The sequence below is a fragment of the Paenibacillus terrae genome, assembly GCF_005217525.1.
GTDB lineage: Bacteria > Bacillota > Bacilli > Paenibacillales > Paenibacillaceae > Paenibacillus > Paenibacillus terrae_C.
Map to the genome: position 1 here is coordinate 1,055,544 of NZ_PNXQ01000016.1, position 13,182 is coordinate 1,068,725.

General features: G+C 39.7%; 20 protein-coding genes and 2 pseudogenes. 4 read left to right on the plus strand and 18 right to left on the minus strand.

Going from position 1 to position 13,182, the window contains the following annotated elements:
- A pseudogene (locus C1I60_RS25965) lies at window positions 1-572 on the plus strand (SPRY domain-containing protein); the annotation flags it as partial.
- 24 nt (window positions 573-596) lie between these two features.
- Here C1I60_RS25965 and C1I60_RS22435 read toward each other — a convergent pair.
- From C1I60_RS22435 to C1I60_RS22470, 10 genes and pseudogenes are all read right to left on the minus strand, one after another.
- Window positions 597-743, minus strand: coding sequence for a hypothetical protein (locus tag C1I60_RS22435; RefSeq protein ID WP_353505574.1), 147 nt, complete (start codon window positions 741-743; stop codon window positions 597-599).
- Between the two features lie 29 nt (window positions 744-772).
- A complete protein-coding gene (locus tag C1I60_RS25970) occupies window positions 773-958 on the minus strand; it encodes a hypothetical protein (RefSeq protein ID WP_252361828.1) in 186 nt (61 codons plus the stop codon).
- A 24-nt stretch (window positions 959-982) separates the two neighbouring features.
- Window positions 983-1,048 (minus strand): annotated as a pseudogene (locus C1I60_RS26380) (hypothetical protein); the annotation flags it as partial.
- Window positions 1,038-1,334 carry a lysozyme gene (locus C1I60_RS25015; protein ID WP_212734498.1) on the minus strand — a complete coding sequence of 99 codons (297 nt, stop codon included), beginning with the start codon at window positions 1,332-1,334 and terminating at the stop codon, window positions 1,038-1,040. The pseudogene C1I60_RS26380 and the gene C1I60_RS25015, both read right to left, overlap by 11 nt.
- Complete coding sequence (locus C1I60_RS22445; RefSeq protein WP_137063690.1) at window positions 1,334-1,600, minus strand: phage holin family protein; 267 nt, start codon at window positions 1,598-1,600, stop codon at window positions 1,334-1,336. Before C1I60_RS22445 ends, C1I60_RS25015 begins: the two co-directional genes overlap by 1 nt.
- A gap of 1 nt (window position 1,601) precedes the next feature.
- Window positions 1,602-1,742, minus strand: a complete 141-nt coding sequence (locus tag C1I60_RS22450; protein WP_252361829.1) for a hemolysin XhlA family protein — start codon at window positions 1,740-1,742, stop codon at window positions 1,602-1,604.
- 232 nt (window positions 1,743-1,974) lie between these two features.
- Window positions 1,975-2,196: a hypothetical protein gene (locus C1I60_RS22455; protein WP_137063691.1), complete on the minus strand. Its 222-nt coding sequence runs from the start codon at window positions 2,194-2,196 to the stop codon at window positions 1,975-1,977.
- 58 nt (window positions 2,197-2,254) lie between these two features.
- Window positions 2,255-2,608, minus strand: coding sequence for a hypothetical protein (locus C1I60_RS22460; protein ID WP_137063692.1), 354 nt, complete (start codon window positions 2,606-2,608; stop codon window positions 2,255-2,257).
- Between the two features lie 35 nt (window positions 2,609-2,643).
- The gene (locus C1I60_RS22465) at window positions 2,644-3,045 is read right to left on the minus strand and encodes a hypothetical protein (RefSeq protein ID WP_170970871.1); all 402 of its coding nucleotides are present in this window, start codon (window positions 3,043-3,045) and stop codon (window positions 2,644-2,646) included.
- On the minus strand, window positions 3,027-3,431 hold the full coding sequence (locus C1I60_RS22470) for a BRO-N domain-containing protein (protein ID WP_137063694.1): 405 nt from the start codon (window positions 3,429-3,431) through the stop codon (window positions 3,027-3,029). The genes C1I60_RS22465 and C1I60_RS22470 overlap by 19 nt, the downstream gene beginning before the upstream one ends.
- Window positions 3,432-3,741: 310 nt before the next feature.
- On the opposite strand from C1I60_RS22470, the gene C1I60_RS22475 reads away from it, so the two are divergent.
- Both C1I60_RS22475 and C1I60_RS22480 read left to right on the plus strand, forming a co-directional pair.
- Complete coding sequence (locus C1I60_RS22475; protein WP_137063695.1) at window positions 3,742-4,545, plus strand: undecaprenyl-diphosphate phosphatase; 804 nt, start codon at window positions 3,742-3,744, stop codon at window positions 4,543-4,545.
- A gap of 182 nt (window positions 4,546-4,727) precedes the next feature.
- The gene (locus C1I60_RS22480; protein WP_137063696.1) at window positions 4,728-5,183 is read left to right on the plus strand and encodes an AraC family transcriptional regulator; all 456 of its coding nucleotides are present in this window, start codon (window positions 4,728-4,730) and stop codon (window positions 5,181-5,183) included.
- 138 nt (window positions 5,184-5,321) lie between these two features.
- On the opposite strand, the gene C1I60_RS22485 is transcribed toward C1I60_RS22480, so the two are convergent.
- From C1I60_RS22485 to C1I60_RS22515, 8 genes are all read right to left on the minus strand, one after another.
- Entirely contained in the window at window positions 5,322-5,825 is a 504-nt protein-coding gene (locus C1I60_RS22485) for a hypothetical protein (protein ID WP_137063697.1), read from the minus strand.
- A 211-nt stretch (window positions 5,826-6,036) separates the two neighbouring features.
- The gene (locus C1I60_RS22490) at window positions 6,037-8,463 is read right to left on the minus strand and encodes an S-layer homology domain-containing protein (protein WP_137063698.1); all 2,427 of its coding nucleotides are present in this window, start codon (window positions 8,461-8,463) and stop codon (window positions 6,037-6,039) included.
- A gap of 386 nt (window positions 8,464-8,849) precedes the next feature.
- Entirely contained in the window at window positions 8,850-9,248 is a 399-nt protein-coding gene (locus C1I60_RS22495) for a hypothetical protein (RefSeq protein WP_137063699.1), read from the minus strand.
- Between the two features lie 248 nt (window positions 9,249-9,496).
- Window positions 9,497-9,688: a hypothetical protein gene (locus tag C1I60_RS22500; protein WP_137063700.1), complete on the minus strand. Its 192-nt coding sequence runs from the start codon at window positions 9,686-9,688 to the stop codon at window positions 9,497-9,499.
- A 336-nt stretch (window positions 9,689-10,024) separates the two neighbouring features.
- The gene (locus C1I60_RS24605; protein WP_170970872.1) at window positions 10,025-10,186 is read right to left on the minus strand and encodes a hypothetical protein; all 162 of its coding nucleotides are present in this window, start codon (window positions 10,184-10,186) and stop codon (window positions 10,025-10,027) included.
- 93 nt (window positions 10,187-10,279) lie between these two features.
- Window positions 10,280-10,789 carry a hypothetical protein gene (locus C1I60_RS22505; RefSeq protein ID WP_252361830.1) on the minus strand — a complete coding sequence of 170 codons (510 nt, stop codon included), beginning with the start codon at window positions 10,787-10,789 and terminating at the stop codon, window positions 10,280-10,282.
- A 421-nt stretch (window positions 10,790-11,210) separates the two neighbouring features.
- Window positions 11,211-11,879: a hypothetical protein gene (locus C1I60_RS22510; RefSeq protein ID WP_137063702.1), complete on the minus strand. Its 669-nt coding sequence runs from the start codon at window positions 11,877-11,879 to the stop codon at window positions 11,211-11,213.
- A gap of 96 nt (window positions 11,880-11,975) precedes the next feature.
- On the minus strand, window positions 11,976-12,500 hold the full coding sequence (locus tag C1I60_RS22515) for a hypothetical protein (protein WP_137063703.1): 525 nt from the start codon (window positions 12,498-12,500) through the stop codon (window positions 11,976-11,978).
- Window positions 12,501-12,671: 171 nt separating this feature from the next.
- Between C1I60_RS22515 and C1I60_RS25975 the strand changes: the two genes are divergently transcribed.
- On the plus strand, window positions 12,672-13,182 hold a 511-nt coding region (locus C1I60_RS25975), incomplete at its 3' end, for a transposase (RefSeq protein ID WP_252361831.1).

Here is a 13,182-nt window from a genome sequence, read left to right on the forward strand (position 1 = left end):
AAATTGTTTGGTACAGGAATGGAGTTTCCCTCGGAGCTAATTCCATTAAACCATCTGAACTAGAGGGGACCCAGATTTTCCCTGTAGTTTCAAGCGGAACTGCTTCGAAAATATCTTATGAAGCTAATTTTGGAGCAAGCAATTTTAAATATCCTATTCCTGAGGGATTTTTACCTTATCAAGATTCAGGTTCATCTACAACGCCTGATCCATCAACAAAGCCCGATCCATCTACAACACCTGACCCATCAACAAAGCCTGACCCATCTACAACGCCTGATCCATCTACAACGCCTGGATCATCGGATACTGATGGATCATCACAACCTACTGGTGACCGTGCTATTCTGACTGTAACAATGGACAATGGATTCGATAAAGAATTCGATCTAAGTAAAAAAGAACTCAGTGCATTCATTGCTTGGTATGACGCTAAAGATGCCGGAAGAGGTCCTTCATTCTTTGCCATTGATAAGCACAATAACAATAAAGGTCCATTCAGCAACCGCAAGGACTATGTAATATTCAATAAAATACTCACGTTTGAAGTAAGCGAGTATTCAACTAAATAACCAACAAGAAGGACTCTTATACGGCTATATACCGTTGGAGTCCTTCTTTACATCTACTCTAAATTCAAACTGATCCCGCATGAAATACTTACCGTTAATCTTGATCGAATCAGGCGAGAATTTTTCTACTGTACCGCCATAGTCTACAACTTCCACCATATCATCACTCAACGGATTTACTACATATACTCTTACCTGGCTTACCGCAGCTCATCCCGAACCGCAACATACGTCTTATCGTTAATAATCAGAACGTCCGTAATGGGCTTGCCGTATAAGATTACATTTGCTTTGTCCATCTTTTCTTTGCCCTCCTTTACTGGCGCATCTGGTTTGTTATACAAGACCAGTTCCGCCTCTCTGCGCCGCACCAGCCCAGCCAACACCTTGCCGCCACCCTTGTTGTATTTGGTGATATTGGCGGCAATCTGCGCGACTGTGCGGCCTTTGCAGAGCGCCTTGAGGTTACCCGCGCCGCAGTTGTAGCAAAAACTTGTAAGTGCGTCGAACTGGTTTTGCGTAAGCTGATCCGTAACTGGGGTAGGCCGGGTTGTTAACGTAAGCTTCGTATTTGGCTAAATCCTCCACTAGCATCACATCGGCCTTAGCTTGTGTTATGGTCATGCCTTGCTTGACGTCCGGCCCGTAGTGACCCCACCCGATAGTCCAATACGTTTCAGTAGCTACAGGCTTGTATGCTTCCAGGCGACACCCTTCGGAATTCTTGATTAGGTGGAGTCCTGCTTCTGAGATTTTCCGCATTACTCTTCAGCTCCCTTCTTGGCCTGCTTCACCATCTGATTACCATAAACAGCAAATGCACCAGCCAACACGCCCTGAATGATTGCCTGCGGCCCCCATCCAATTATCCAGACCGTCAGGATCACAGCAACAGCGGTTACGATATACACGATACTCCAGTCTGGCACGTGTGGAGTCTTTTTAATAATGATGCCCAACACCCAACACACTGCCACAACAATTAATAATTTAGGGTCGATTAACGACCATACAGTATTCCAATCCAATTTATACGCCTCCCATTTTAAGTACGGTAACAACTGCACCGATTACTACAGCAATAGCTGATCCACTGACTGTACGCCATAACCACTTTTGACCGTCCTCGATTTTATCGAGTCGGTGATGTGCCGACTTCGTAGACTGCATGCCTCACGCGCCAAATCTCGCGTTGCCTCTAAGGTGGCTGCCATAGCTGGCATACCTTCCAATGTTTTTTCCATGCGGGCCAGTTGAACCTTAATTTCGAATAACGCCTTAGTAGTCTCTTCCACAACCGCGCTCACCTCACTTAAGTTGTCTTCCATACTTGTTCCCCCGTTTCTCCATCAATCAATATAAGGCGCAAGGCCATAAAAATAGCGCACTCAGATGAGCACGTTCAGGAAACTTTTCCTGAGCTATCGTCGTTTGTTTTCTGATCTTTTTCTTCCTGGGACTGTATCTCTGCTAATGCATTTCCTACCGCTATATCCAAACCTTCAAGTATTTCTTTCCTACGAGCTGGCTGTGAAGCAATAACGGCAGAGATAACCTCAGTCAATTCTTCAACCGGTCTGGTCAGATCCAATTGAATATCCAATGTAGATTTTATCTTTGCCATGGGTTTCATCACCTCCTCAAGACGCAAAAAAGACACCTTTTTAAAAAGTGTCTTATCGTTATTGATTTGCCATTAAAACGCCTTCTGCCGGGATAACGCCGCTATTGAACCAGACAGCATATCCTTTACCTACAATACACATAATGAATTGAGACTCGGTTATATTTTTCGAAAATTTATGTTTTTCAATTTCAAAGGAAAAAGTAGTGGCTCCCAACTCCAGAACTATTGCAGCTCCATTCCCATCTCCTTCATAAAGCTCAGGAACAATTTTTTCATCAACCATCCCTATCAGCGGATCGGCTTGTCCCTCGACTTGAAACTCCAAACTACAGGTCGATCCGAACTGATTGATGATTTCAAACAGGCGCACAATTTCCTTTGGATTAGACTCAATCATTTTATCTGACACAATTCATCTTCCCTTTCTTGTAAGTTGTGTGTGCATTACCTTTCGTTTAATTCATACAGTTCCTGAGCAAGCTCTTTCACATCATTCTCATAGAGCTTTGCCGCAATTTCATAAAGCTCTGGAATCTTTCCCATCACTTTATCGATGTAGTCAATCTTATTCTTCAGTTTTGGTTTGTTGTTCTCGTTATAACGATCCAACCGATCAGACAAATTGATGTGATATTTCATCTCAAATTGTTTGTACAGCTCACGCCAACGTTCTTGATATTTTTTGCCACCTCTACGAACAACCCTGTTTAGGATTTGCCGTTTAGCAGCAAGGTCGATATCATCGACCAGTCCGACAATGACCGTCTCTTTATATTCAATTTCTTCACGTTGGAATTTGATTACTTCGTTTTGTTGTCTTACTACCGTTAACGTCTGCTTGAACATAGCTCTGGTTTGATCGTCCACAAAAGGAAGATAAGTTTCGATAAAGGCGTTTTCATTCGCAACATATCTCCAGTTTTTCTAATGGAAGGTAGGATTTCGTCCGCTACCTTAACCTGAAATGCTTCAGCTACTTCGTTCCTTGCCTTCATCGCCAAGCGGTAAAAGATGTTTTCAGGTACATAAGATTCTTTCGCCCACTCGTGGTCGAAGCCGAACTCATTCAGGTATTCAAAGACGCGTTCCCACCGGATGCTGTTGTATTCCTTCCCGTTCTTAGTTTCGCACTTAGTAAATCCAAGGCCGCGTACCGTATCTTCTAAATTCAGTTGAGCTGTACCATTTCCATCAATAAATCCTCGTACTCCTTGAATTGTAAGTATATCCACTACTGATCTCACCTTTCTTTGAACGCAAAATAAGCCCCTGAGTTATCAGAGGCTTTCATACTTATATCTTAAATTGGTTTTGTTACTATAACGCTGCGGACTTTAAAGAGAAGTATTGTTCTGTGGAAATAGAGCATTAGACTGAATATACGTCATTAAACTAAAAGGCAGGTTAACTCTAAAAACACTTATAATGAGAAATGTGACAAATATGTCATTCTGAATAGAATATTGTTATGTTGATCGATGGGAATATGTAAATGTCCCCCTTATACTGAAAACTGTTATTTCTGAAGGGGGATATCCACTGATGACTGATGTAATCAAAGCAATAATACTTGGCATAATAGAGGGCTTAACTGAATTTCTACCGGTATCGTCTACTGGACATCTTATTTTAGCAGGCAATTTGCTTAGCTTTGATGGAGACGCTGCCATAACTTTTAAAATTGTTATACAGTTGGGTGCAGTGATGGCAGTTCTAATTCTTTATTGGAAAAGATATTTGGAGATTGGGGCTAATCTGATTAGAATGGATTTTTCCCAAAGCAAAGGATTAAATGTAATTCATATGATTTTGGCTATGTTACCAGCATTAATCGTATATCTTCTCTTCAAGGACACAATAAAAAGCCAATTATTCGGCCCAACTCCCGTCTTGATCGGTTTAGTTGCCGGTGGCTTGTTGATGATTATCGCAGCACGGAGTAGGAGAACTAAAACCACTGATACGATTGATGGGATTAATTATAAACAGGCTTTCGGGATTGGCCTGTTCCAATGTTTGGCTTTGTGGCCGGGATTTTCGAGATCGGGTTCGACGATTTCAGGTGGACTTTTACTTGGCACTAGCCAAAAAGCCGCCGCAGACTTTACGTTCCTTATTTCCGTACCTGTTATGTTTGGTGCAAGCTTGTTGGATTTGTACGATAGTCGCGAGTTGCTAAATTCTGACGATATCTTTCTAATGTTAATTGGCTTTACGACATCCTTTCTTGTGGCGATGATTGCAGTAGTGACGTTCATCAAACTAATTAAGCGACTCGGATTGGAATGGTTTGCCCTATACCGTTTTGTCTTAGCAGCTCTCTTCTATTTAATCGTCATACAGTAACCAGTTTATTATTAAAGAAATATCTCCACTATCATTCACACATTGTTGAGCAGGCGCATATGTCTTCCCTTTGGGTATTAGGCTCTAATTTGACTATTTTTAAAACGGAGTTGTTTATCATTTTAAAGCATTATAAGATGGTTTCAGACATCGATGTACTTTAAAAAGAAAGAGAAGAAAATATGAAGGCTGAAATTGAAAAAATACCGTCTTGTAGAATTGCATACATGAGACAGATTGGTCCTTATGGAATTGCAAATTCACAACTAATGGAGAAATTCAAAGGTTGGGTTAAATCGAATAATTTATTTAATAATACGTCTATTATCCTTGGTATTGCCCAAGATAATCCTGCATTTGTGAAGCCGGAAAATTGTCGCTACGATGCATGTTTGGTTCTTTCTGATGATTACTGTGTTAATACTGATGAAGTAAGTCTAAGCAACATTAGTGGAGGAAGATACGCTGTTTTTAAAATAAATCATACAGCAGAAGCTGTTCAAAAGGCTTGGACTGAAATATTCCTGGAGTTGGAAAATCAAAGGTTCAGCTTAGATGAAACCAGACCTATCTTGGAGCGATATACAATTGAACTTATTAATAATCATTATTGCGAAATTTGCGTTCCGATTCAATAGACGTATTAAGACATAGGTTGTTTCTATTATTGAAGGTAGTCTAATACTAATCTTCTTTTATAAAAGTAAAAGCCCTCTGTTTAAGAGGGCTTTGGTGTATAAAGTATATATTTTGTTTGTTACTAGGTTACTACATATTTATTTAGTAGCTAATGCTGCTTTAAGTTGTTCTAGCTCTTTTTTATGCTCTAATAAACTGTCTTTGGATTCTTGTAATTCCTTTTTTGTCTTAGTGGCGCTTTTTTCAATGCGCTCAATAAGTCTTTGATCGTCGCCCGCCGCACCTATTTTTCTATCGATGTCAGTTAATGACTTTTCATATTTATTAATATCACTATTAAGTATTTCGATCAATTCCTCCACGGTTCCAATATGCTTCACAATTAGTTCCTTGGACCAATTGGTATATGGGTTTTCTTTCAAAGCTATAGCTTGTGACTGCTCTTTAACAACCACATTAGAAGAAGGAGTTCCTTCAAAATTGTGAGCCTGTTGATACTTCTTAGGCAACCAGTTAAAGATTCCCCATGGGTTAGAGTTCTTGAGGACTGTCGTCCTGCCTACACCCATCATCTGACGCTTAATCGCAGCTGGAAGAATGGAATTTACTAATGAATATATGGCTTTATGATACCATTTCAAGTTTTCACCACCTTTCTCTACAAACTTCTATGAATACAGAATAACATCTGCATTATTCGGATTTACTACTGATTTTCGAGGGTATCAGCGTTATGCATACCATAAATCCTCTTTTCAAGACGGAATATTGGAACAAAAAAGTGGTCAGGAAAAGTTTCCTGACCACTTTTAATATCGTAATGTTTAGTTCACTTACCTAAGGCATTCAGTTTTATTCTATAATTTCCAAATCTATATTTTGTCCACGCCAAACATCAAGTTTATACTTTCCCGACGGCAAATCGCCTGTAGAAATAGTAACTGGTTTATTTACTTCATCATCCGTAACAATTATCTTTTTACCCCAGTTTTCTGCGACCAAATCGTCGTAGTTACTTTGGCTTCCCCAAACAAATGTATTTAGCAGATACACTTCTGAAACGTCTGAAAGAGAGAATGTAATATCGCCTCCTTTTTTAACCTTTAATATATCCCCGATAGGTTGAATCATTGTAATTCTGACCGTTCTTCTATTTCCCCAGGTCTGAAATTCTTTATTGAATTCACCATTTGATGTAACCACGGAGCCTGTGACTAAACGGAATTTATAAACCAACCGATCCTCCAAATGTTTAGGCAATATAAAGACTTTATTGTCCTCAACACTTACAGCCCCATCTTCCTTTGTGAAAGGCGTAAAAGGACCATCGCCAACAGACCACTGAACGATATCTTCCGTTGTCTTCCCATCCGCAATCTGTAATAAACGATTATAATCAATAGAGAATTGATCATGTCTATCCTTTCTTTCAGGATATTGAGCATATATCGGTGACTGATCTAGAGGCTCGCTCTCATCCAAAACCGTTATTTCCTTGCTATGATAGTCACTATTTTTGTCATAAACCGTCAGATCAAATTCATAGTTTCTAGGATAATTCCAATGGTTAATATCATATGTCGAGAAACTAACAGTTTTATTGACCGGAACCTCCATTTTCAGCACCTCGCCGCTTTCGACACCCAACTCAAGGGATTGAAGATTACGGTAATCTATTAAATCACTTGAAAAGTAAGCAGTACCATCATAAGAGCTAGTAAAATAAACGGACTCTCCGACCGTCACTATTTTTTTAGGAACAGAAATGTTAGCGTCCCCATTATGCTCCGGTGCTTGAGGTGTATCATCTTTCTTGTCGTCACTTTTTTTATGATCTTCATCTTTGGATTTATCGGATTCATTAGAGTTACTAGAAGAACCCCCACCGCCACCTGATGATGTTGTCCCCTGTGATCCCAAAGTATTTGTCGAATTGCCTATTGTGACTTTAACATCACTACTTACCTTGTCGCCATTTGTCACAGATTTAGGCTTTGTTTGAAAAGAAACATTTTCAGCATTAACTACGGCTTTATCAACAGAACCTAATCCTATTACTTTGGCAGCAGCATTAAGCACCAGCGAGAGAATAGAAGACTCTTTTGATGTATCTATAGTTGTACCCGTAGCGTTGTCAGCTACGTTTAACGTATCAATCTGTCCGTTTGGAATGTTTACATTAATAGCAAATGCTTCTACATTCACTGTGTGGAAATAACCCGTAAGGCTCACATTAGATTTTGCGGGGAGCTCATTTGTTAGAGTAACTCGATCAACACTCGCTCCTTGTGAGACATCGAGGGCTGCGCCCGTCTTGATTTTTATTTCGCTAATGGACGTTGCTCCTTCTGCCACCAAACGAACAGTTCCATCCACTTTGTTTACAATGATGCTAACCAGCACAGAATTGTTCAGATGAACACTATGCTCTCCACCGCCGTAAACGTAAGTTTGACCGTGGACTTTAACATTTTTCAAAAACACATCGCCGTCCCCAACAGCTTTGCCAATAATTAAGTCACCTGCGATTTCCGTATTTTGGAGCGTTACCCCCGTTGTGTTGATGACTACATTGCCTCCCTGCTTGGCAAGTCCAGTCGAAGGTCCATATGTTCCTGATTCTCCATACCAAGCACCAAAATGATTCACAGCACGATCCAGGATCGTAACCGCCTCAGCACGAGTCAATGATTTTTGAGGCTGAAATGTACCGTTCTGGTAACCTTCAATAATACCCGCTACCACTACAGCATTAACGGCCTTTTGGGACCAATTGTGCAGAGATGCGCTATCTTTAAAGGTTTTATTTGTATCGGAAGAAGGGATTTGAAGTAATTTGTTTACGGTCACAGCCGCTTCTTCTCTACTCAATACTTGCGTAGGGCGGAAGCTGCTATCTTCGAATCCTTTCATATATCCAGCATAAACTGCATCCGTAACAGTTGTGGCAAACCAATCGTCTTTATTTACATCGGTAAAAGATGCTGGTTCTCCTGGCTGTATTTGAAATGCACGATTTAACAAAGCAGCCCATTCGCTTCTCGTAATCGGACGATTTGGCTCAAAACGAGCGTTTTCCACACCCGAAACCACTCCTCTATGGCTCCATTTTGTAACGTTGTCCGTTGCCCAATGGTTCGCCATGTCCCGATAAGGTTGAGATACAGTAGAACTGTCCTCCTTTGTTGCATGGTGTGAACTGTCGGCCGCCAATATGGGGCTAGCCCATATGGAAGTCGCCAGCATTCCTGCCGTAAAAACATTAACCCACTTCTTCATCTCTTTTGTCCCCTTCTGTATGTAGTGATAAGGAAAGACTATATACCCAAATTTTTAGGTACTTAGAATCATTTACCTATTATTACAAGATTAATTAAAGATGTCACTACTTTTTGATCCATAATAGGTAGTTTTTAACTTTATACAAATATCAAAATAAAGGCGTCATCTCTGACTAAAGAATTGACCCCACACTATTGCAATTCTTTTTGATTAGCCTCCCTTATTCGAGTACCAGGTTAACATGGACACGTAACGCGTGTATGCCCTATCTTTGCTTTCTTCTGCACTCCTTACAACATTCCGTCTGTATAAAAGAAAGAACGCTCAGAACGGCTCACATATTGTCGAATGGGGGCAAAAGAAAAAGCACCGGTTAGGGTGCATTAATCTTTTTTGTTATTTTCCATTATCATTTTAAGCATATCTGGATTAGTCATAATTGCCTGAAACATTTGAGGCCCAACTTGATTAAGGATGTTTCCAAATGCTTTGTCTTCATCTGTCGGCGCTGCTCTCTTAATTAAATCGCTAACTCTAGTTTCAATGGCCGTAGCTATTTTGTCTGTTTTTGAGTCCACGCTTCTCTCAATTTCACGCGTCCTATCCTCGACCTTTTTTTCGATATCTCTCGTTCTTAAATCCACACTTTGGTTTATTTGTTCAGCAACACGTCTTATCTCATCTAAACTTCTCGAAGAGTCAGTAGACCACTTCCAACTGAACATAAATGCCACTATTGAAAATACAATCGCTATAATACTTAACCAATCATTCCAATTCATTATATCCCCCTCCTGAAACCACAATTCGACATTCAGGAAGGTTTTTCCTCTTTAATACATGGACGCAAACAAAACTGTTTAACACCATCCCATCTACCCCATACACAACCTTTACATTTCTTCGGCTGCTTGGGTTGGGAACGTAGCACCAGGAGCTTATTACGTTTTCGGGACATGACGACGTTCACCCCTATTTCTTGGTGCTTCCGCTCGGCTGTGCGTGACTTTAATCAGCCATCTAATGATTTTCACCATGGATATAAACAGCCCTGGACTAATCCGCGCTCTGAATCTGGATTCTCGTTAGCAACAGCTTCAGCGGTGGATTCACAATATGGGCATATCAGATCCTTGCCTTGGGATTTTTCAATATTCACCAAGAAGGAGCTGTCACACTCCTGTTTGATACACTTGTATTTCTCCAGCAATGGTTGATTCATATAAAATCACTCTCCTAGAAAAAATAAAAAGCCGATCCGCGTAAGGAACGACTTTGGCTGATATATGTACGATTTTGGCTATTTAAATTACGTTTTCCGCAAAAAAAATAACAAAATCGGCTGCTGCTACAACGCTTATTAAAATCTGGCGTCCATGCTGTCCGCAGTAAAAACGCTATGCTCTTTACTAAAAGCATTTGTACTTAGTTACTAGAGAGGAATGATAAGACCATTTTACTGATTACTGAAAATGGTCGTCAAAGCGCAGAAACTGGACATTACCGGAAAATGGGCAGTTAAACCATAATAAGCTGGCTTTTGCTCACTTTCTTGATATCACTTGTCCCAAACGATCCTTTCACCCAATTTGTCCTCATCCCCAGATTTCATTACATCCCAACATGTATCGCAAAAGGATACGCCCATCGTTGTATGCTCCGGGTTCGGGTTAGGGTCGTTGCAAAGCATACATATTCCTGCTATTGGGCTTTTCTTCATGAATATCGCTCCTATTGAATATTGAAGAAACTCAAAAAAGGCCGACACATTGGTCGACCTCTTCACTACACATAAACAATTATGAAATGATTATTACAGTTCTCCTCGTGAAGTACCTATACGAACTGAGAGAGAGCCCTCCATGTATGCTTTACCCGAGGAAAGAGATACATAATACCTATTAGCACCAGGCCAAGCGCTTGAACTAATTTCACTGTAAGTGCGACCAGGTTCTACAGTTCCAGACAACATTTGTGTACCTGTTTCTGAGCCTTTGTTTACCGAAAATTTAATTGGCTGCTTACCGTCATTACGTATCCATACTTTAACATAGCCATAACCTGCGGGTATATCGAAATTTTCTGTAAGTTCTGTGTTGCGGAGAGTTCTATCAACCACCGATTTAGTAGCATAAGGAGTAATAACATGATCTCCCGCTTTTGGTGTATTCACATCGGTCGATGTGTTTGCAGATTGGGAAACTGCTGTTGTGTCAGTTGTAGCTGGTGCAACATCGGTCGTAGCTGCGGCAGAAGCAGTTAATGGAATTGCAAGAGCTAAAGACAAAACGGATAATACAGAAGCTTTTTTGATGTTTTTCATACTCATAAGCCCACTTTCTCTGATTTTTTTTAACCTGTGTACTTTATCAATCAACCAGTATGTATAGAAACTATTAGAGTATCATGATCAATAAAGTTTTTTACAGGTAGTTATATACATTTACATTATAAGTCTTTTATTGTAATTGTTCAACAAAAAAATGGACAATGATTCCATTATCCTAATAAGGCACGCTGCGGAATTGAACCGCGCAAGGGTTCTGACCAGACTGTTCATGTTTCCGCTGGTTAACTGCTGCCTTGCCGCCTGCGCGTGCCATATAAAAAGGCCGGCACATTAGCCGACCTGAACATCATCTCTTATTTGATTTTCCAAAATATAAATTTACCACAGTAAAAGTCCAGTGGCGAGTCATAAAGCGGACATATTCCGCTCAAAAAAAGGTCACATTATTTTGATTCTAACTAATAGATATATACATAATTGCTTTATCGACAGGATTTACAGTTACTCTCATTGATTTACATACGCTTGCAAAACATCTTACCGCTAAATAATCCTTAAATGCTTCACCTAGATACCATTGGTGCGGTAGTAAAACTAATTCCCCCGCCTCTCTTATAAAGGTATTGTTTAAGAATGTCCACAACTCAATGATTGATTTTTCAGATGACCTCTGGATCAATTCAATATTGACTTTGTATTCTTTCTCTTCCGAATAATTAATACCTACAGAATTATTTCTGTACAAACTATATGCAATTGGATTTATTTCACCAGAGTCCATCATTTTTTCAAGAAACCTTTTTGAAACACCCCTTACTTTACTTAACATAATTTGAGTATGCTCCTTAAACTCAACGATTTTACACTCTTCAAAATGTGACCCAATCTCTTGTAATACTTGCACTTTAGTATTGTCATCAAAAACTGGAATATGTAAAACGGCATTTGAATCACCTGTTTTGAATGGCAAAAGAAAAAATTGAGCCAATACTGATAGATTCTCCTCAATGCTCTCATTTGTTTTAATTTTTTTAATGCTAGGTCTATCAAAAATAGTGGTCTTGTTGTTATTTTTGATAGTTGTTTGTTCTTGATTATTTAAAATCTCTTCAAATAGTTTCATCTTTATTCCTCCTCTATAAAAACAAAATAACAAATACTTAGTACTAAGACAAAAAGAGAACACAGAATTGAAGAGTAATTGTGTTCTCTTTTTGGGCTATTTAGTTGTAAAAGTCACTTTAGCTCCATTGGTTGGTAAGTTAAAGCCAGTAGCTCCTGTCACTGAGACACCGCCATAAAGTTTTGCTGAATGAAGCCCCGAACTGCTATATACTGTTTCTCCCTGATTCGTTACATATGTGGGAACTCCATTTGTTGAATAATTAAAGGTATCCTTTTGTCCATTAGACCAAACTAAAGAAATATTAACATGAATTATTTTATTCTTTTTATCATCCATTGTAATAATCCAATTTCCCAATGCAGTGCTTCCATCCACATCAACCCAGAAGTCTACAGTTGCATACACAATCTTCGTAGCTTGGGTAGAAAAATCGCTGTACACTGAATCACTGACAGAATTATTGGTCACTTCTAATGGAATAGTGATTGTACCATGTTGTCTTACTGAAGAAGAATTTGAACTCAACTCTTCTTTTGATTGTGAAACCTCTGCAAAAGAATGAGTAGGGAAAACTAAAATAAGAGCTGCAAACAAAATCGAACATATTAATTTTTTCATATAAACTATCCTCATAATCACTCCATTCATATTTTGTTATTATCATTAATATCCTCTTTATTATTAATGATAATAGCACGCCTGTTGAATAACCAAAAAATAGTAGAAAAAAGACCGTCTTTTCTGTAGAATCGTTTGTACCACCAAGCGATTCAGAAAGAGGACGATCTCATGAAAAATTCTATCATGTTTACATCCATCCTTCAATCCATCCTGACTCCCGAAGAAGTGCAAACGGTTGCCGAGGATACAGGTTATGAAGACAAGGCTCGCAAATTCACGGTAGCCCGTTTACTTCAATACTGGTGTGTTTCCGCTTTGAAGCAATGGGACAGTTACCGCTCTGGCGTAGATTTTGCTGCTTCTAGTGGTTTGCCTGTCGTTCATTATTCACGGTTTTCCACCAAAGCAGCCGAAGTCCCCTTTGCTATATTTAAGGAGCTTTTTCATCGGGTCATTCACAAATGTAGCCGAGAAACACGCCGAAAACTTACGTTTCCCAAAGAATTGCTCCTCATCGATTCAACCACCATGACGGTGGGAAAAACACGGCTACCCTGGGCTCCGTATCACGGAGAGCGTGCGGGCATTAAACTTCATGTCGCTTTACGAGCTGAAAATGGGCAACCTCTTCAGGTGATACAAACGCTGGGTTCAAGTCATGATGGCCCCGTAAGTGAAG

Bases quoted from the DNA above. Each gene is read 5' to 3' on its own strand.
- C1I60_RS25015 (WP_212734498.1), bottom strand. From the start codon at position 1,334: ATGCGGAAAATCTCAGAAGCAGGACTCCACCTAATCAAGAATTCCGAA.
- C1I60_RS22450 (WP_252361829.1), bottom strand. From the start codon at position 1,742: ATGCAGTCTACGAAGTCGGCACATCACCGACTCGATAAAATCGAGGAC.
- C1I60_RS22455 (WP_137063691.1), bottom strand. From the start codon at position 2,196: ATGGCAAAGATAAAATCTACATTGGATATTCAATTGGATCTGACCAGA.
- C1I60_RS22465 (WP_170970871.1), bottom strand. From the start codon at position 3,045: ATGTTCAAGCAGACGTTAACGGTAGTAAGACAACAAAACGAAGTAATC.
- C1I60_RS22475 (WP_137063695.1), top strand. From the start codon at position 3,742: ATGACTGATGTAATCAAAGCAATAATACTTGGCATAATAGAGGGCTTA.
- C1I60_RS22480 (WP_137063696.1), top strand. From the start codon at position 4,728: ATGAAGGCTGAAATTGAAAAAATACCGTCTTGTAGAATTGCATACATG.
- C1I60_RS22490 (WP_137063698.1), bottom strand. From the start codon at position 8,463: ATGAAGAAGTGGGTTAATGTTTTTACGGCAGGAATGCTGGCGACTTCC.
- C1I60_RS22495 (WP_137063699.1), bottom strand. From the start codon at position 9,248: ATGAATTGGAATGATTGGTTAAGTATTATAGCGATTGTATTTTCAATA.
- C1I60_RS22500 (WP_137063700.1), bottom strand. From the start codon at position 9,688: ATGAATCAACCATTGCTGGAGAAATACAAGTGTATCAAACAGGAGTGT.
- C1I60_RS24605 (WP_170970872.1), bottom strand. From the start codon at position 10,186: ATGAAGAAAAGCCCAATAGCAGGAATATGTATGCTTTGCAACGACCCT.
- C1I60_RS22505 (WP_252361830.1), bottom strand. From the start codon at position 10,789: ATGAAAAACATCAAAAAAGCTTCTGTATTATCCGTTTTGTCTTTAGCT.
- C1I60_RS22510 (WP_137063702.1), bottom strand. From the start codon at position 11,879: ATGAAACTATTTGAAGAGATTTTAAATAATCAAGAACAAACAACTATC.
- C1I60_RS22515 (WP_137063703.1), bottom strand. From the start codon at position 12,500: ATGAAAAAATTAATATGTTCGATTTTGTTTGCAGCTCTTATTTTAGTT.